The sequence below is a fragment of the Guyparkeria hydrothermalis genome, assembly GCF_023555375.1.
Taxonomy (GTDB): Bacteria; Pseudomonadota; Gammaproteobacteria; order Halothiobacillales; family Halothiobacillaceae; genus Guyparkeria; species Guyparkeria hydrothermalis.
On sequence record NZ_JAJSEE010000002.1, the window covers coordinates 290,313 to 306,979 of the forward strand.

Genomic DNA, 16,667 nt, shown 5'->3' on the forward strand with positions numbered 1-16,667 from the left:
CCCCAAGTCGAGCCTCGATGATCGGCTATGCTCCCTGTCCACCTCGCAACAGGGAGCAAGGGAATGACCGCAATCGCCTCTTTTCTGTCTCAGGCCGCCACCATGGTCCGCCGGGCCGCCCGCCTGATCGCCATGCCGATCGCCGCCCTGGCGCTCGCCGTCTCGATGCCGGTCGTCGCGCAGGACGATACCCAGCGCGTCGTCTACCACGTCGACTTCGCCGACCCGACCCGCTACTCGGCGACGCTCACCTCGATCAACAACCTGATCAACGACGCCGAGCAGAAACTGTTGCCCTGGGACGTCCACCTGGTGCTGGTCGGGTACGGCATCCGGTTTGCCACCGATGATCCGCTCGAGGGCACCCCGTACGCCGCCGACGAGGACCTCAACGAACGCCGGGCCGAGCTCAAGGGGCGTCTGCAGACGCTGATCGACGTGCGCGAGGTCAAGGTGCACCTCTGCGACGTGACCCGCAACGAGATCGGTCTGTCCAAGGACAAGCTCTACGAGGGCATCGAGCTGGTGGGCTCGGGGGTGGCCAAGATCGCCGACCTGCAGCGTGACGGCTACGCCTATCTGAAGATCCAGTAAAGGCAGGCTGCGCCCTGCTGATGTGAGAAGCCCCGGCCATGCCGGGGCTTCTTTGTTTTCGGATCAGACGCCGTTGTTGGTGCCGTTTCCCGGTAGCGACGGCCAGCGCCAATCGCGAATCTCCGGCATGTCCTCGCCGTGTTCGCGGATGTATTGCTCGTGCTCGATCAGCCGCTGCTCCATCTGCTGACGCAGATGCGCGCCGCGGACCTTGAGGCCGGGCACGCGCTCGATCGCGTCGATGACGAGATGAAAGCGATCGATCTCGTTCTTCACCGCCATGTCGAACGGCGTGGTGGTCGTGCCTTCTTCCTTGTAGCCGCGCACGTGCAGGTTGTGGTGGTTGGTGCGCCGGTAGGTCAGGCGGTGAATCAGCCACGGGTAGCCGTGATAGGCGAAGACCACCGGCCGATCGAGGGTGAAGAGCGAATCGAAGGCGCTGTCCGACAGACCGTGCGGGTGCTCGCTCTCGGGCTGGAGTTTCATCAGGTCGACCACGTTGACCACCCGCACGCGCAGTTCGGGCAGGTGGCGACGCAGCAGGTCGGTGGCGGCGAGGGTCTCCTCGGTGGGTACGTCGCCGGCGCAGGCCATGACCAGGTCGGGCTCCAGGCCGTCGTCGCTGCTGGCCCATTCCCAGATGGACACCCCGGCTGTGCAGTGTTTGATGGCGGCGTCCATGTCGAGGTACTGGGGTTGGGGCTGTTTGCCGGCGACGATCACGTTGACGTAATCGCGGCTCTTCAGGCAGTGGTCGGTCACCGACAGCAGGCAGTTCGCATCGGGTGGGAAGTAGACCCGGACCACGCTCGCCTTCTTGTTGACCACCAGATCGATGAAGCCGGGGTCCTGATGCGAGAAGCCGTTGTGGTCCTGGCGCCAGACGTGGCTGGTCAGGAGGTAGTTGAGTGACGGCACCGGCGCGCGCCACGGGATGTCGCGGCTGGTATCCAGCCACTTGGCGTGCTGGTTGAACATCGAGTCGACGATGTGGATGAAGGCCTCGTAGCAGGCGAACAGGCCATGGCGGCCGGTCAGCAGATAGCCCTCGAGCCAGCCCTGGCAGGTGTGTTCCGAGAGGATCTCCATGACGCGCCCGCCGCGGGCGAGATGCTCGTCGGTGGGCAGTGTCTCGGCGTTCCAGGCCCGGTCGGTGACGGAGAAAACGTCGTCGAGCCGGTTGGATGACGTTTCGTCCGGGCCGAACAGGCGGAAGTTGCGCGAATCCTGGCTGCGTTCGATCACGTCGCGCAGGAAGCGGCCCATGGCGCGGGTCGATTCGGCCTGGGTCTGGCCCGGTGACTCGACGGCGATCGCGTAGTCGCGGAAGTCGGGCAGGTCGAGCGGCCGGCACAGGAGCCCGCCGTTGGCGTGCGGGTTGGCCGACAGGCGCCGGGCCCCGGTCGGGGTGCGGGCGGTCAGCCAGTCGAACGGCTGGCCGTTTTCGTCGAACAGTTCCTCCGGGCGGTAGCTCTTCATCCAGGATTCGAGGAGCTCGCGGTAGGACGCGTGTTCGCGCACATCCTTCATCGGGACCTGGTGGGAGCGCCAGGTATTCTCCACCGGCTTGCCGTCGACCGCCTCGGGGCCGGTCCAGCCCTTGGGCGTGCGCAGCACGATCATCGGCCAGCGTGGGCGGGTGGTGGCGCCCTCCTCGCGGGCGCGTCGCTGGATGGCGTGGATCTGGTCCAGGGCCCGATCGAGCGTTTCGATCATCGCCGGGTGCATGTGCCCGGGGTCCTCGCCGCTGACGAAATACGGCTGGTAGCCGTAGCCGCGCAGCAGCGCCTCGAGTTCCTCTTCCGGGATGCGGGCGAGCACCGTCGGGTTGGCGATCTTGTAGCCGTTGAGGTGCAGGATCGGCAACACGGCGCCGTCATGCACCGGGTCGAGGAACTTGTTCGAGTGCCAGGAGGTGGCCAGCGGGCCGGTTTCGGCCTCGCCGTCGCCCACCACCGCGCAGACGATCAGGTCGGGGTTGTCGAAGGCCGCACCGAAGGCATGCGAGAGCACGTAGCCCAGCTCGCCGCCCTCGTGGATCGAGCCGGGCGTCTCCGGCGCGACGTGGGAGGGAATGCCACCGGGGAAGGAAAACTGCCGGAACAGGCGCTGCATGCCCGGCTCGTCGCGGCTGACGTGGGGGTAGACCTCGGAGTAGGTGCCGTCGAGCCAAGCGCTGGCCACCAGGCCCGGCCCGCCGTGGCCGGGGCCGGTGAGAAAGATCGCGTCGAGATCCCGTGCCGCGATCTGGTGGTTCATGTGCGCATAGATGAAATTGAGCCCCGGGGTGGTGCCCCAGTGGCCCAGCAGGCGCGGCTTGATGTGCGCCGGCGCCAGGGGCTCGCGCAGGAGTGGATTGTCGAGCAGATAGATCTGGCCCACGGACAGGTAGTTGGCCGCGCGCCAGAAACCGTCGATCGCCTTGATGTCGTTTTGCTGCATGACCGTGCCTCTCCGGGAATCGGGTTCGAGGGAAGGGCCTCCCCGGCTCGACATCAGAGCAGCCGGATATATCCAGCGTGTGTCAGTCGATCTCTTGTATCTGCCGGATCATCTCGCGCTCTTCGTCGGCGGGGACCACCCAGATGCCGGCCGGGCTGTGCGGTTGGTGCAGGGCACGTACCCCGGTGTCGTCGCGACGGTTGGCGTTCACGTCCAGCGCCAGCCCCATCACCCCCAGGCCCTCGCAGACCGACTCGCGCACCACGACGTCGTGCTCGCCGACCCCGCCGGTGAACACCAGGGCGTCGAGTCGACCGAGGTTGACCAGGTAGCCGCCGAGGTAGTGGCGGATGCGATGGATGTACATGGCCAGTGCGGTGCTGGCCTCGTCGCTGCCTCGGTCGATGGCGTCGTGGATCTCGCGCATGTCGCGCGAGCCGCACAGCCCGAGCAGGCCGGATTCGTGGTTGAGCAGATGGTCGACCTCGTCGCTCGACAGGCCGCCCCGGCGTTCGAGTACGCCGGGGATGGCCGGGTCGATGTCGCCGGCCCGCGTGCCCATGACCAGCCCCTCCAGCGGGGTCATGCCCATCGAGGTCGCCACGCTCCGCCCGCCGCGGATGGCGGTAACGCTTGCGCCGTTGCCCAGGTGGAGCACGATCAGGTTGAGTCGCGCCGGCGGGTGACCGGTCGCCTCGGCCAGGCGGCGCAGGGCATGCGCAACGGACAGGCCGTGAAACCCGTAGCGGCGGATGCCGAGTTCGTCTCGGCACCAGGCGGGCAGGGCGTAGTCGCGTGCCTCCGGGGGCATGTCGCGATGAAAGGCGGTGTCGAACAGGGCGTACTGGGGCGTGTCCGGGAAGCGTTGCCCGGTGCGCTCGATGCAGGCGGCGGCGATGGGGTTGTGTAGCGGGGCGAGCGGTTCGATCTCGTGGAGTGCGTCGATCACCGTGGGGTCGATCCGCGTCGGGGCAGCGAAGCGATCGCCGCCGTGCACGACGCGGTGGGCGATGCCGCGAAACGGCCCGGTCTCGCCGGGCGGCAGGGCAGTGAGCAACTCGTCGAGCGCGTGTGAATGCGCGACGCCGGGCGGTCCACCGCCATCACCGAGGTCTTCGGCCGTGACCGCGTGGGTTCGGTTGCCGCTCGCATCGAAGATCGCCAGCTTGAGCGAAGACGAGCCGGCATTGATTGCCAGCCAGCGCGCGTTGTCCGGCCCGTCTGTCGTCATCGTTTCGGCCCTCTCCGTGAGCGTGTGGACGCCCCGCGTGCTCGGGGCGGCTGACTCAATCCTAGTCGGAAAAGTCTCGCCTTGTCAGTGTCTTGGGGGTGAATTTCGGTGATCGGGCACGAAAAAAGGCGCGCCGGGCGGCGCGCCTTTGGGGTCAATGACACCTGCGGTCGAGGCTGCGGTTACTCCGCGTTGCCCTCGGCCACGGCGTCCTGGATTGCCTTGAGGATCTTCTCGCCGCGCGGACCGGCCATCTCGACGTACTGGTCGAATACCGGCTCGACGTTCTCGCGGAAGGCATCGACCTGCTCGGGGGTCAGCTCGATGAACTCGATGTCGCTCTTGGACTTGATTTCCTCGGCCGCTTCGCGGTTGAGGGTCTTCTGCACGTCCCAGATGAATGGATCGAGCTCCTTCACGGTCTCCTTGACGCTTGCCTGCATGTCTTCCGGCAGGCTTTCGAGGAAGCCCGGACTCGTGATCACGGTGGAGACGAACTGGGCGTTACGCGCCTCGATCAGGTAGTCCTGGACCTCGTAGAAGCTCATGTCGCGGATGGCGAACATCGGCTGGGTCTGCGCATCGATCTGGCCGCGCTGCAGGCCGCCGTAGATCTCCGAGTAGGCCATCGGCTTCGGGTTGGCGCCGTAGCCGTCCTCGTAGGTGGCCAGCAGCAGGTCGGAGGGCTTGACGCGGATCTTCACGCCCTCGAAGTCCTCGGGCTTGGTGATGGCCTTGTTGGCACTCCAGACCATCCAGCCCTCGGGGACGATCGACAAGAGCTCGAGGCCCTTTTCGTTGTAGGCGGCGCCCAGCTCCTCGTAGACGACCGGGTTGGAGGCGAAGATCTCCTCGTTGACCGCGTCGTCCTGCGAGAACAGGAAGTGCAGGGTGAACACCTGCGCCTCGGGGATGGTCGAGCCGACGTGCCCCGCCGAGGCGAAGGCGAACTGCATGGTGTTGTTCTGGATCTGCTGGGTGATGTCCTGCGAGCTGCCCAGCGTGCCATAGGGGTAGATCTTGACCTCGACGTTGTCGTGCGCGGCCTCGATCTCCTCCTTGAACTTCTCGGCGTACTGCCACTGCACGCCGCCCTTGGTCTCTTCCAGCGCGAAGCGCCAGACCTGTTCGCCCTCGGCGCTCTCGGCGCCGTCCTCGGATTGGCCGCAGCCGGACAGTGCCATGCCGGCGGCGATCGCCAGCGCACCCATCCAGAGCGTGCCCTTGTGAAGGAATCGTGTGCTTTGCATACCGTTCTCTCTCCCTGGGTGTTGCTTGTCGTTCACGGTACTGCCGACCGGGCGCCGGCGAATCAGTCCCCAAGACCTTAGCACGTCCGCCGGCCTGCCCGTTGGACAGGCAAAGACGGGCGCGACTACACTGCAAGCGTAGGGAAACCCGGCACGAGTCGATGGTGTCGTTAGGCTTACGGGGTTGTTCGCAATCGATGCGCCGGACCGAAGGCGGCGGACAAACCCGCAAGCCCGACCGGGCGGTCCTCCAAGGACCCATCTGCAGCGTTGCGGCCCTTGCAAAGCGCGGATGCCATTCACGGCGGGCCCCGCCTTGCTCTGGGCCCTTGGAGGTCCCGCAGAGACGTCATCGAATCGTGCAGGGTTCCCTCAAGCCGGGCGGCGTCGAGCGGTCGTCCGGACCGCGTTAATCGACGACATCCCGGGGCGTGCGCGTCTCGCTTGATCAGGGGAACACCAATGCCGCAAGCGCAGGGAAAGCTGTCCCGGTCGTGGCCGGGGCGGGCGCTGATCCGCCTCGACTGGCTGATCGGCTGGATCGAGAACATCATCCTCTCCGGCGCCATCCTGCTGATGGCCACCATCAACATCGCCAACGTCCTGGGCGACAATCTGCTGAAACAGGGGTTGCCGTTCGCCGGCGAGATCAACCAGGCCCTGCTGGTGATCATCACCTTCGTCGGAGTGGCCAAGGCCGCGCGCCACGGGCGCAACATCCGCATGTCGGCGATCTACGACCAGCTCCGCGGACGCTGGCGCAAGGGCGCGAACCTGATCATCACCACCGGCTCGGCGGCGGTGATGTTCTATCTCGCCTACTACGCGGTGATCTACGAGGCGCAGGTGCGCTCGATCGGCCAGGCCACCCCGTCGCTGGGCATCCCCATCTGGATCCTCTATCTCCTGGTGCCGATCGGGTTGTTTCTCGCCGGTCTGCAGTACCTGCTGACCACCGTGCGCAACCTCATCTCGAAGGAGCTGTACCGCTCGTTCATGGAGCGTGAGGTCTACGAGGAAGCCGATCTCAATGCCGCCGAGGGTGCCGAGCAGCGCGACGACTCGAGCATCGATCCGAGCAAGGAGGCCCGCTGATGCTCACCCTCATGTTCATCCTGATGTTCCTGCTGCTCCTGATGGGCTTTCCCATGATGGTGCCGCTGGTCGTGGGCGCCCTGGCGCTGTTGCTGGTCTCGTTCCCGGACGTGGGGCCCAACCAGATCGTCCAGCAGATGATCGGCGGGGTGCGCCCGTCGGTGCTGGTGGCCGTGCCGATGTTCATCCTCGCCGCCGACATCATGACCAAGGGACACACGGCCAATCGGCTGCTCGACCTGGTCCGGGCGTTCATCGGCCACCGTCGAGGCGGCCTGCCGATCACCACCGCCGTGACCTGCACGCTGTTCGGGGCAGTCTCCGGCTCCACGCAGGCCACCGTGGTGGCGATCGGTAGCGCACTGCGCCCGAAGATGCTCAAGGCGGGGTACAAGGACAGTTTCACGCTGGCGTTGCTGGTCAATTCCTCGGACATCGCCCTGCTGATCCCGCCGTCGATCGCGGCGATCATCTACGGGGTGGCGGCGAACGTGTCGGTGGGCGAGCTGTTCATCGCCGGCATCGGCCCCGGCGTGGCGATCATGCTGATGTTCTCGCTCTACAGCTGGTACGTCGCGCGGCGGTGGGGTATCCCGCCGGAGGAGCGGGTCGGCTGGGCCGGGCGGTTCAAGGCGATGCGCGGGGCGATCCTGCCGATGGGCTTTCCGGTGGTCGTGCTCGGCGGCATCTACTCGGGGCTGTTCAGTCCCACCGAGGCCGCGGCGATGTCGGTGCTCTACGCGGTAATCCTGGAGATGATCATCTACCGCTCGATCAAACTCTCCGACCTGCCGGGCATTGCGCTCTCGACCGGTCTGATCACCGCGGTGGTGTTCATCCTGGTCGGCGCGGGCCAGGCATTCTCTTGGGTCATCTCGCTGGCGCAGATTCCCTCGGAAATCCTCGGCCCGATCCTCGACCAGGTCGCCGCCAACCCGACCTACCTCCTGATCCTGATCGCGGTGTCCTACTTCGTCGCCTGCATGTTCGTCGACCCGATCGTGGCGATCTTCGTGCTCACGCCGATCTTCATGCCGGCGATCCAGGCCTCGGGCGTTGACCCGGTGCTGGTGGGCACGCTGGTGGTGTTGCAGTCGGCGATCGGCTCGGCCACCCCGCCGTTCGGCTATGACATCTTCACCGCCATGGCGGTGTTCCGACGACCGTACATGGACATCGTCCGGGGCACCCCGCCGTTCATCATCATGCTGATCACGATGACGGTGCTCCTGATCTCCTTCCCGCAGATCGCGCTGTTCCTGCGCGATCTCGCCTTCTACTGATCGCCGGAAAAAGGAATCTCTGCACGAATCGATGGTGCCTCTGGCTCGCGGGTTTGTTCGCAATCGAGGCGCCGGGCCGAAGGCGGGCTCATTGCCCGTCGAGGGCCGGGAACGACGAGTGCGGGCAACCCCGCGAGCCCCGCACGGGCGGGCCGCCAAGGGCCCATCTGCGGCGTTGCGGCGCTTGCGAATGGTGACGGCCATTCACGGCGCACCGCGCCTTGCATCTAGACCCTTGGCGGTCCCGCAGAGACACTATCGATTCGTGCAGAGATTCCCTAACCGGCGGTCGGCCTCGGCCAGCCGCTCGGGGGTGCCCACGTCGAGCCAGTCGCCGCGATGATGCTGCGCACAGCCCTGTCCCTGCGCGATCGCCTCGCGCAGCAGCGGGCCCAGTGCCCGTCGCCCAGGTGCCAGGTGGGTGAACAGCGCGCTGTCGAACAGGCCAATGCCGGCATAGGTCAGCGCCTGGCCCGAGGCCTCCACCAGCCGACCGGTCGGGTCGATGCCGAAGTCGCCTGCCGGGTTGTGCTCCGGGTTGTCGACCAGCACCAGGTGAAAGCGGCAATCATCCGGCAGCGCGAGTGCGGCGAGCGCGGCGTAGTCGATATCCGAGAGCACGTCGCCGTTGATCAGCACGAAGCGTTCACCCAGTCGGTCGAGCGCGGCGCGGATGCCGCCGGCGGTCTCCAGGGCCTGATCGGCCCGTTCGCCTTCCACCGAGTACTCGATGCTCAATCCCCAGTGTTCACCCGAGCCCAGGTGCTCGCGAATGCGGTGGCCGAGATGAGCGAGGTTGATCACCACCCGGTCGATGCCGGCGGCGGCCAGGCGCTCGAGGTGATGCTCGATCAAGGGCTTGCCGCCCACCTCGATCAACGGCTTGGGCGTGTGATCGGTCAGCGGACGCAGCCGCTCGCCGCGCCCGGCGGCGAGGATCATGGCCGTCGTGGTGGTCGTGGGGTCACTCATGGGCATTCTCTGGGGGCACTCGCCGGGGCGTTCTCCGGTTCCAGGCCATGGATGAGCTCGCGCAGCGGCTCAAGCCCCGGGGCCCGGTCGAGCGCCCACTGCAGGTGGCGCCAGGTCAGCGGCAGGTCGTCGAGGTAGCCATGCTTGCCGTCGCGGCGGCTCAGGCGGGCGAAGATGCCCAATACCTTGAGGTGGCGCTGCACGGCCACCCAGGCGAAATCCTCGACAAACGCCGCCCGGTCGATGTCCGTCAGGCCGGCCTGGCGCGCCTGCGCCCAGAAGGCGTCGATCTCGGTCTCCACCCAGTCGCCCGGCCAGTCGATGTACGAATCGCGCAGCAGCGAGACCAGGTCGTAGGCCAGGGGGCCGGCGACCGCGTCCTGGAAATCGATGATCGCCCACGCCCCGTCGCGACACATCAGGTTGCGGCTGTGGTAATCCCGGTGGACGAACACCGGCGGCATGGCGGCAAGCCGCTCGGCGATCGTGTCGCGCAGCCCCTGCCACCGGGCGTGCTGGGCGGGCGACCAGTTGGCGGCCAGGTGCCCGGCGCGGTACCACTCGTCGAACAATTGCATCTCGGTGGTCAGCCGCCCGGTGTCGAAGGCGGGCAGGCCGTCGCGTGCGACGCTCGCCAGCGGGATCAGCTGGACCCGGCAGTCGGTCAGGGCCTGCGCGCGATCGACGCTGCGGGCGTCGGCTTGCCAGGAGAACAGCGTCTCGTGGCCGAGGTCGTCGAGCAGCAGGAAACCGCCCTCGAGATCGCGGGCGTGAATGCGCGGCACCGGCAGGCCCGCTTCTTCCAGGCGTGCCTGCACGTCGAGAAACGCATCCAGCGGCTCCTTGTCCGGCGGCGAGTCCATCACGATCAGACTCTGGCCGTCGGGCCCGCTCGCGCGCCAGTAACGACGATTGCTGGCATCGCTGGATGCGGCGTGCAGATCGCCGAAGCCCGTCACCGACCGGTCGAGAAAGCGGCGGGCGAGATCGCGTCTGGGGTCGGCGGCGATGTCGGGCATCGGTGGCGTTTCCTGTGTCATTCGTGAATGGTCGGGCACGTGGTCGGATCGTCCCTGCAAGACGCCCTCGTTGCGTCAATACTGTGACCCTACCCATGCTGACAACGCCCGAGATTCTACCTGCCCGGGTCGTCCATCCGCATCTGCCACCCGAGAGGTCCGTTATGCGACACCGTATTCGATCCCCGCACCAACCCCGTGAATGGGAGGTCACCGACCCGCGCCTGGCCATGGACCGCCGAGCGCGGCGGACGTTCCTGCGTTCGATGGTCGGTGCCGGCGCGGCACTGGCCCTGCCCGGCTGCGGTCGTGCCGACGAGGGCAAGCCATTGGCCGAGCAGCTGACCGAGAAGGAGGCCATCACCGGCTACAACAACTACTACGAGCTGGGCACCGGCAAGACCGACCCGAGACGCAACGCCGACGCGCTGGCCGCCCTGATCGACCGGCTTTCGCCCTGGGAGTTCGAGGTCGACGGGCTGGTCGCCCGCCCCGGGCGATTCAGCATGGACGACCTGGTCGGCCTGCAGGCCCCGGAGGAGCGGATTTACCGGATGCGCTGCGTGGAGGGCTGGTCGATGGTGATTCCCTGGGAGGGCGTCCCCTTGAAGGCGCTGCTCGATCGGGTCGAGCCGATGGCCGATGCTCGTTTCGTGCGGTTCGAGACGGTCTATCGCCGGGACGACCCGCTGCCCGGCCAGACGCGCGCGGTGCTCGACTGGCCCTACGTCGAGGGGCTGCGCCTCGATGAGGCCATGCACCCGCTGACCTTGCTGGCCACCGGCATCTACGGCGAGCCGCTCACGCCGCAGAACGGCGCGCCGGTGCGGCTGGTCGTGCCCTGGAAGTACGGTTTCAAGGGCGGCAAGTCGCTGGTGCGGATCAGCCTCGTGCACGAGCAGCCCACCTCGAGCTGGACGGCGGCGGCCCCGCGCGAGTACGGCTTCTACGCCAACGTGAATCCGAACGTCGACCACCCGCGCTGGTCGCAGGCGACCGAGCGGCGTATCGGCGAGTGGGGGCGGCGCGACACGTTGATGTTCAACGGCTATGCCGAGGAGGTCGCCCACCTCTACCAGGGCATGGACCTCAAGAAGCATTACTGATGGCCGCGCGTCGTCCCTGGTTGGCGAATCGTCCGGCGTGGTGGCTGCTCTTTCTCGCCCAGCTGGCGCCGTTGGGGTATCTCGCCTGGGCGGTCCCGACGCATCAACTCGGTTACGAGCCGGTGGTCGACAGCCTGCGCTTTCTGGGCGATACCGCGCTCTACCTGCTGTTGATCGGCCTGGCGGTCACGCCGATTCAGCGCCTGTGGCCGCGCCTCGGCCTGATCGACTACCGACGGATGGTCGGGTTGTATGCCTTCGTCTACGCGAGTCTGCACGTCCTGCTCTGGCTGGTCGTCGATCGGCAACTCGATCTCGCCGCGATCTGGGAAGACGTGGTCGAACGCGAGCACATCACCTTCGGGGTGATCGCCTTCCTGCTGCTGGTGCCATTGGCGATTACCTCGACGCGCGGCTGGATGCGGCGCCTGGGCCGGCGCTGGAAGCAACTGCATCGGCTGGTCTATCCGGCCGCGGCGCTCGTGGTGCTGCATTACTTCCTCTCGGTGAAGTTCGATACCCGTACGCCGCTCGTGCTGGCCGGCGTGTTGCTGCTGCTGTTCCTGGCCCGCCCCGTCACCCGGTGGCTGGCGGGCCGGCGCCGGCGGGCGGATTGAGTATTAGAAACTTCTTATGCCAAGATAAGCCCCAGTGACTGGTGCGCCAGGAATCGAGCCATCGTGGGAGGACAAGGCATGAAATTGACGGTCATCGGTGCGGGGTTCGGGGCGTTGACGGCGGTACGTCGCCTGCGTCGCCTGCGTCCGCAGGCGGAAATCACCCTGATCGCCCCCGAGCCCACCTTCCAGTACTACCCCAGCCTGATCTGGGTGCCTGCGGGGATTCGTCGGCGCGAGGACATCCTGTTCGACATCGGCCCGCTGCTCGAGCGCCTCGACGTGCGGTTCCACGCCGGGCGGGTCACCGGGGTGAGCGACGACGGTCGACGGGTGATCACCGACGCGGGCGAGGTCGAGAACGACGGCCTGATCGTCGCCAGCGGCGGTCGTTTCATCAAGAAGCTGCCCGGCATCGAGCACGCCATCACGCTGTGCGAGGGCATCGATGCCGCCGAGGCGATCCACGACCGGCTCGGCGAGATGAACGGCGGCACCATCGCCATCGGCTTTGGTGGCAACCCCAAGGAGCCGGCGGCCGTGCGCGGCGGACCCATGTTCGAGCTGCTGTTCGGCATCGACCGCCTGCTGCGCCAGCAGGGGCGTCGCGACCAGTTCAAGCTGGTGTTCTTCAACCCGTCGCCGCGACCGGGCAACCGCCTGGGCGAGTCGGCGGTCGACCGCCTGCTCGACCGGATGAAGAAATTCGACATCGAGACCCACATCGGCGCCAAGCCGCAGCGCTTCGAGGCCGATCGCGTGGTCACCGAGAAGGGCGAGTTCGCCGCCGACCTGATCCTGTTCATGCCGGGCATGACCGGGCCGGCGTGGCTCGAGAACGCGCCGTTCCCGACCTCGCCGGGCGGCATGATCGAGGCCGACGAGCACGCGCGGGTCAAGGGCGCGGACAAGGTCTATGTGGCCGGCGATTCCGGCAGCTACCCGGCGCCCGACTGGGCGCCCAAACAGGCGCACATGGCCGATCTCCAGGCGGTGGCCGCCGCCGAGAACCTGGTGGCCGAGCTCGACGGCCAGCCGGCCGAACGCACCTTCAAGTGGGAACTGGTCTGCGTGATGGACATGCTCGATCGGGCGACCCTGGTGTTCCGCAACGAGAAGCGTCAGTTCGTCACCCCGCCGTGCCGCTTGCTGCACTGGGCGAAGCGATTCTTCGAGTGGTGGTACCTGCGCGACCTGCGTCGCTAAGGAAGGTCTGCACGAATCCGATGCCACTCCGGCTTGGCGAGCGCGTGGCGGGCGGGCGCAGACGCGACCGCCCGTTTTGCGCTAGGCTTGCAGCCGTTTCCCGACCGCCCGGCGGCGGTCGGAGTGATTCCAACGGGGGCGCCGCCTTGTCACTGATCCGCCTGTTCTTCCAGTTGTTGTTCCTGCGTGCCGGCCCCGAGGACATGCCCGCGGGCCATCAGCCCCTGCTGATCGCGGTGGGGTTCTACCTCGTCGTGGGTGTGCTGCTCGACATCGCGGTCACGGGCGAGGGGCAGAGCGGCCTGGGCGGTGGCTTGGGCGGCGGCCTGTTGCTGCTTGCCGCCGACGCGGCGGTGCTGGTCGCCTACTCGGCGGGGCTGGCGATGCTGCGCGACCATCGCGCCCGCATCCCGCAGATGCTCACCGCCCTGTTCGGCGCCACGGCCATGCTCGGCCTGGTGGCCTGGCCGCTGGTGGTGATGCAGCCGACCGGGGCCGAGGCCGCGGACATCGACACGCAACTGGGTCTGTGGTCGATGCTGATGATCGCCCTGTTCGCCTGGAACCTGGTGGTGCTCGGGCAGATCTACCGACGCACGCTGGAGTTCGGCGCGGCGATCGGCGTGCTCACCGCGCTGGGCTATTTCATCCTCAGCTCGCTGGTTTACATGACCCTCGCGGTGCAGTTGCTGCCCGGCGAGGCGGGGTTGCCGTCATGAGGTGCTTGTGGACTTAACTGAAAAACGACTGCACATCCTCGGCATCGCCGGCACCTTCATGGGGTCGTTGGCCCTGCTGGCGCGCGAGATGGGTTACCAGGTGTCCGGGCGCGACCACGCCATCTACCCGCCGATGAGCGACCAGCTCGCCCGCGCGGGCATCGCGGTGGAAACCGACATGGAGGCGCCGCTGCCCGAGGATGCCGAGATCATCGTCGGCAACGTGATGCGCCGCGACATGCCGGTGATCGATCAGCTCCTGAACGGCTTTTACCGCTTTCGCTCCGGGCCGCAGTGGCTCGGCGAGGAGGTGTTGTCGCAGCGGTTCGTGCTGGCCGTCTCCGGCACCCACGGCAAGACCACCACCAGCTCGATGGTCGCGCACATCCTCGATGCCGTCGGCATGGCGCCGGGGTTCCTGATCGGCGGCGTGCCGGGCGGGTTCGGTGTCAGTGCCCGGCTGGGCGAGACGCCGTTCTTCGTCATCGAGGCCGACGAATACGACACGGCCTTCTTCGACAAGCGCTCGAAGTTCCTCCACTACCGCCCGCGCGGTCTGGTGATCAACAACCTCGAGTTCGATCACGCCGACATCTTCGATGATCTTGCCGCAATCGAGCGCCAGTTCGCGCACCTGCTGCGGCTGGTACCGGGGCAGGGCAAGGTGATCGCCCCGCTGGGCGAGCCGGCCATCGACCGGGTAATCGGGCAGGGTGTCTGGTCGCCGGTCGAGCGGCTCGCCGAGCAGCCTGCTCCCGGCGCCGACTGGTGGCAGGAGGGCGGCGAGCTGTTCTGTGAAGGCAAGTCGCTCGGGCGGCTGCCCGACTCGATCCAGGGCGCGCACAACCGCCGTAATGCCATGGCCGCCGTGGCGTTGGCGCGTTTCGCCGGGGTGCCGGCCGCCGAGGGGCTGGCCGCGCTGGCGGGCTTCGGCGGGGTCGCTCGGCGCCTTGAGCTCAAGGGCGAGGTCGGCGGGGTGCGCGTGATCGACGATTTCGCCCACCACCCGACCGCCATCGAGGCGACGCTTGCCGCCGTGCGCGAACAGATGCCGGCCGGCGCCCGATTGATCGCGGTGCTCGACCCACGCTCGAACACGATGCGTGCCGGGGTGCACGCCGGACGCCTGGCCGGCGCCCTGGCCGCCGCCGATCGGGTCTACGTGCACGCGCCGCGCGATCTCGCCTTCGACCCGGCCGAGGCCCTCGCCGACCTGGGCGACCGGCTCGCCGTGGCCGACTCGGTCGAGACGCTGCTCGAGATCGTGATGACCGAGGCCCGCCCCGGCGACTGGGTGATCTCGATGAGCAACGGTGGCTTCGGCGGTTTCCCGGCCCGGCTGGTCGACGCGCTGCGCGAGGTGGCGGCATGAGGCGTCGTGGGAAGACCGAGCACGTGGTGCTGGCGATGACCGGGGCCTCGGGGCTGCCCTATGCGCTGCGTCTGCTCGACTGCCTGATCGCGGCGAATTGCCGTGTAAGCCTGATCGCCTCGAAGGCCGCCCACGCCGTGGCGGCGCTCGAGCTCGACGAGCCGTTCCCGGCACGCCACGACGCGCTGGCCGCCGAGCTGGGCGGGCGCTTTGGCGCCGCCGAGGGGCAGGTGACCGGCTTCGCCCGCCAGGACTGGACCGCGCCGTTCGCCTCGGGTTCGAACCCGCCGGACGCGATGGTGGTCTGCCCCTGCACCACCGGCACGCTCGGGGCGATCGCCAATGGCTTGTCGGATTCCCTGATCGAGCGCACCGCCGACGTCTGTCTCAAGGAGCGCCGCGATCTGGTGATCGTGCCGCGCGAGGCGCCGCTGACGGCGATCGCGCTCGCGCAGATGACGCGACTGGCCGAGCTGGGCGCCGTGATCCTGCCGCCGTCGCCGGCCTTCTATCATCGCCCTCGGACGATCCAGGACCTGATCGATTTCACCGTCGCGCGCATCCTCGACCAGATCGACGTGCCGCACGAGCTGCATGCCCGTTGGGGCGAGCGGGATGGCGGCTGAACAACGCCTCGCGCTGTTCCCGTTGCGGACGGTGCTGTTTCCCGCCGGCCACCTGCCGCTGCGCCTGTTCGAGGCGCGCTACCTGGATCTCCTGCGCGAGTGCCTGCGCGAAGATCACCCCTTCGGCGTGGTGCGGATCACCGCCGGCAGCGAGGTGGGACTGGAAGACGGGCCGCCGTCGATCGCCACCGTCGGTACCACCGCGCGCGTCGTGGACACCACGGCGCTGCCCGGCGGCCTGTTGGGGGTGCGGGTGCTGGGCGAGCGGCGCTTTCGCGTCCTCGAGCACGCGGTGGATGCGCGCGGCGTGGTCCGCGCCCGGGTTGAATTCCTTGAGGACGCCCCCAACTCGGGCGACTCGATGCCGGGTGAATCCGGCCTCGGCGACCGTCGCGAGGTCCGGGTTGACGTCCTGGTCGACGCCCTGGCGCGTCTCGACCCCGAGCTGCTCGAGGGTGAGCGAGGCGTGCCGGGTGTCGCCTGGCTGTGTCATCGGCTGGCCGAACGCCTGCCAGTGGGCCTTGCCGCCCGCCAGTCGCTGCTTGAATGCGACAATCCCCGGGCGATGCTCGAGCGCGTCGAGGCCTGGCTTGGCAAAGAGCGCTGACGGGGCGCCCGGCGGGCAACCCGAACAACACGATTTCGTGACCCGGTGCGACCGGGTCGACATGCGGCCGGCCCTTGGGCTGGCATGATCCAAAGGTGTCTTTATGACCGTTCATACCGCGACCGCGGACAACCTCGAAGGCCTTCTCAAGGACAACGACATCCTGCTGCTGGATTTCTGGGCGCCCTGGTGCGGTCCGTGCCAGTCGTTCGGCCCGATCTTCGAGCAGGCGGCCGAGGCCAACCCGGAGGTCGGCTTTGCCAAGGTGAACACCGAGGAAGAGCAGGCGATCGCCGGTCACTTCCAGATCCGCTCGATTCCGACGCTGATGGTGTTTCGCGAGCAGATCCTGCTGTTCAACCAGGCCGGTGCCTTGCCGCGCAACGCGCTCGACGAGCTGATCACCAAGGTCAAGGACCTCGATATGAACGAGGTGCGCGCCGAGGTGGAGAAGGCCGAAGCCGAGGCCAAGGGCGAGTGATCCCCGCGCGGCCGATCCGTCGGTCCGCTGACCGGCCCGGCGAGGTC

General features: G+C 67.7%; 16 protein-coding genes. 11 read left to right on the forward strand and 5 right to left on the reverse strand.

The features are described from left to right. The first annotated feature begins 63 nt into the window (after nt 1–63). Nucleotides 64–594, forward strand: coding sequence for a DsrE family protein (locus LV475_RS03905; protein WP_250105799.1), 531 nt, complete (start codon nt 64–66; stop codon nt 592–594). Between the two features lie 63 nt (nt 595–657). Here the strand turns inward: LV475_RS03905 and LV475_RS03910 are convergent, their stop codons facing one another. The 3 genes from LV475_RS03910 to dctP form a co-directional block, all read right to left on the reverse strand. Further along, on the reverse strand, nt 658–3,036 hold the full coding sequence (locus LV475_RS03910) for a phosphoketolase family protein (protein WP_250105800.1): 2,379 nt from the start codon (nt 3,034–3,036) through the stop codon (nt 658–660). A gap of 82 nt (nt 3,037–3,118) precedes the next feature. Further along, a complete protein-coding gene (locus tag LV475_RS03915) occupies nt 3,119–4,267 on the reverse strand; it encodes an acetate/propionate family kinase (protein ID WP_250105801.1) in 1,149 nt (382 codons plus the stop codon). A gap of 182 nt (nt 4,268–4,449) precedes the next feature. Next, nucleotides 4,450–5,517, reverse strand: coding sequence for a TRAP transporter substrate-binding protein DctP (dctP, locus tag LV475_RS03920; RefSeq protein ID WP_250105802.1), 1,068 nt, complete (start codon nt 5,515–5,517; stop codon nt 4,450–4,452). A gap of 462 nt (nt 5,518–5,979) precedes the next feature. On the opposite strand from dctP, the gene LV475_RS03925 reads away from it, so the two are divergent. Both LV475_RS03925 and LV475_RS03930 read left to right on the forward strand, forming a co-directional pair. Beyond that, nucleotides 5,980–6,612, forward strand: coding sequence for a TRAP transporter small permease (locus LV475_RS03925; RefSeq protein WP_250105803.1), 633 nt, complete (start codon nt 5,980–5,982; stop codon nt 6,610–6,612). Then, complete coding sequence (locus LV475_RS03930; RefSeq protein ID WP_136867361.1) at nt 6,612–7,895, forward strand: TRAP transporter large permease; 1,284 nt, start codon at nt 6,612–6,614, stop codon at nt 7,893–7,895. Before LV475_RS03925 ends, LV475_RS03930 begins: the two co-directional genes overlap by 1 nt. Nucleotides 7,896–8,150: 255 nt before the next feature. Here the strand turns inward: LV475_RS03930 and murU are convergent, their stop codons facing one another. Together murU and LV475_RS03940 are read right to left on the reverse strand one after the other, a co-directional pair. Next, a complete protein-coding gene (gene murU, locus LV475_RS03935; RefSeq protein ID WP_231505766.1) occupies nt 8,151–8,867 on the reverse strand; it encodes an N-acetylmuramate alpha-1-phosphate uridylyltransferase MurU in 717 nt (238 codons plus the stop codon). Beyond that, the gene (locus LV475_RS03940) at nt 8,864–9,886 is read right to left on the reverse strand and encodes an aminoglycoside phosphotransferase family protein (RefSeq protein ID WP_250105804.1); all 1,023 of its coding nucleotides are present in this window, start codon (nt 9,884–9,886) and stop codon (nt 8,864–8,866) included. The genes murU and LV475_RS03940 overlap by 4 nt, the downstream gene beginning before the upstream one ends. Nucleotides 9,887–10,050: 164 nt before the next feature. Here LV475_RS03940 and msrP point away from each other — a divergent pair, with 164 nt between their 5' ends. The 8 genes from msrP to trxA all read left to right on the forward strand — a co-directional run bounded on the left by msrP (nt 10,051) and on the right by trxA (nt 16,620). Then, the gene (gene msrP, locus LV475_RS03945) at nt 10,051–10,992 is read left to right on the forward strand and encodes a protein-methionine-sulfoxide reductase catalytic subunit MsrP (RefSeq protein ID WP_250105805.1); all 942 of its coding nucleotides are present in this window, start codon (nt 10,051–10,053) and stop codon (nt 10,990–10,992) included. Continuing rightward, the gene (gene msrQ, locus LV475_RS03950; protein ID WP_250105806.1) at nt 10,992–11,609 is read left to right on the forward strand and encodes a protein-methionine-sulfoxide reductase heme-binding subunit MsrQ; all 618 of its coding nucleotides are present in this window, start codon (nt 10,992–10,994) and stop codon (nt 11,607–11,609) included. Before msrP ends, msrQ begins: the two co-directional genes overlap by 1 nt. A gap of 78 nt (nt 11,610–11,687) precedes the next feature. Then, on the forward strand, nt 11,688–12,815 hold the full coding sequence (locus LV475_RS03955; protein WP_250105807.1) for an NAD(P)/FAD-dependent oxidoreductase: 1,128 nt from the start codon (nt 11,688–11,690) through the stop codon (nt 12,813–12,815). A 146-nt stretch (nt 12,816–12,961) separates the two neighbouring features. Continuing rightward, nucleotides 12,962–13,534 carry a hypothetical protein gene (locus LV475_RS03960; protein ID WP_250105808.1) on the forward strand — a complete coding sequence of 191 codons (573 nt, stop codon included), beginning with the start codon at nt 12,962–12,964 and terminating at the stop codon, nt 13,532–13,534. Nucleotides 13,535–13,541: 7 nt separating this feature from the next. Continuing rightward, nucleotides 13,542–14,906, forward strand: a complete 1,365-nt coding sequence (gene mpl, locus LV475_RS03965; RefSeq protein WP_347709472.1) for a UDP-N-acetylmuramate:L-alanyl-gamma-D-glutamyl-meso-diaminopimelate ligase — start codon at nt 13,542–13,544, stop codon at nt 14,904–14,906. Next, on the forward strand, nt 14,903–15,532 hold the full coding sequence (locus LV475_RS03970; protein ID WP_250105809.1) for a flavin prenyltransferase UbiX: 630 nt from the start codon (nt 14,903–14,905) through the stop codon (nt 15,530–15,532). Before mpl ends, LV475_RS03970 begins: the two co-directional genes overlap by 4 nt. After that, complete coding sequence (locus LV475_RS03975; protein WP_250105810.1) at nt 15,522–16,139, forward strand: LON peptidase substrate-binding domain-containing protein; 618 nt, start codon at nt 15,522–15,524, stop codon at nt 16,137–16,139. The genes LV475_RS03970 and LV475_RS03975 overlap by 11 nt, the downstream gene beginning before the upstream one ends. A gap of 103 nt (nt 16,140–16,242) precedes the next feature. Continuing rightward, the gene (gene trxA, locus LV475_RS03980; protein ID WP_125199620.1) at nt 16,243–16,620 is read left to right on the forward strand and encodes a thioredoxin; all 378 of its coding nucleotides are present in this window, start codon (nt 16,243–16,245) and stop codon (nt 16,618–16,620) included. The last annotated feature ends 47 nt before the right edge of the window (nt 16,621–16,667 follow it).

What these genes read in the sequence shown, in the direction of transcription:
- LV475_RS03940 (WP_250105804.1), bottom strand. Translation starts at nt 9,886, where the DNA reads ATGCCCGACATCGCCGCCGACCCCAGACGCGATCTCGCCCGCCGCTTT.
- LV475_RS03905 (WP_250105799.1), top strand. Translation starts at nt 64, where the DNA reads ATGACCGCAATCGCCTCTTTTCTGTCTCAGGCCGCCACCATGGTCCGC.
- LV475_RS03915 (WP_250105801.1), bottom strand. Translation starts at nt 4,267, where the DNA reads ATGACGACAGACGGGCCGGACAACGCGCGCTGGCTGGCAATCAATGCC.
- LV475_RS03930 (WP_136867361.1), top strand. Translation starts at nt 6,612, where the DNA reads ATGCTCACCCTCATGTTCATCCTGATGTTCCTGCTGCTCCTGATGGGC.
- LV475_RS03970 (WP_250105809.1), top strand. Translation starts at nt 14,903, where the DNA reads ATGAGGCGTCGTGGGAAGACCGAGCACGTGGTGCTGGCGATGACCGGG.
- LV475_RS03910 (WP_250105800.1), bottom strand. Translation starts at nt 3,036, where the DNA reads ATGCAGCAAAACGACATCAAGGCGATCGACGGTTTCTGGCGCGCGGCC.
- dctP (WP_250105802.1), bottom strand. Translation starts at nt 5,517, where the DNA reads ATGCAAAGCACACGATTCCTTCACAAGGGCACGCTCTGGATGGGTGCG.
- LV475_RS03925 (WP_250105803.1), top strand. Translation starts at nt 5,980, where the DNA reads ATGCCGCAAGCGCAGGGAAAGCTGTCCCGGTCGTGGCCGGGGCGGGCG.
- LV475_RS03955 (WP_250105807.1), top strand. Translation starts at nt 11,688, where the DNA reads ATGAAATTGACGGTCATCGGTGCGGGGTTCGGGGCGTTGACGGCGGTA.
- murU (WP_231505766.1), bottom strand. Translation starts at nt 8,867, where the DNA reads ATGAGTGACCCCACGACCACCACGACGGCCATGATCCTCGCCGCCGGG.
- trxA (WP_125199620.1), top strand. Translation starts at nt 16,243, where the DNA reads ATGACCGTTCATACCGCGACCGCGGACAACCTCGAAGGCCTTCTCAAG.
- msrQ (WP_250105806.1), top strand. Translation starts at nt 10,992, where the DNA reads ATGGCCGCGCGTCGTCCCTGGTTGGCGAATCGTCCGGCGTGGTGGCTG.
- LV475_RS03975 (WP_250105810.1), top strand. Translation starts at nt 15,522, where the DNA reads ATGGCGGCTGAACAACGCCTCGCGCTGTTCCCGTTGCGGACGGTGCTG.
- msrP (WP_250105805.1), top strand. Translation starts at nt 10,051, where the DNA reads ATGCGACACCGTATTCGATCCCCGCACCAACCCCGTGAATGGGAGGTC.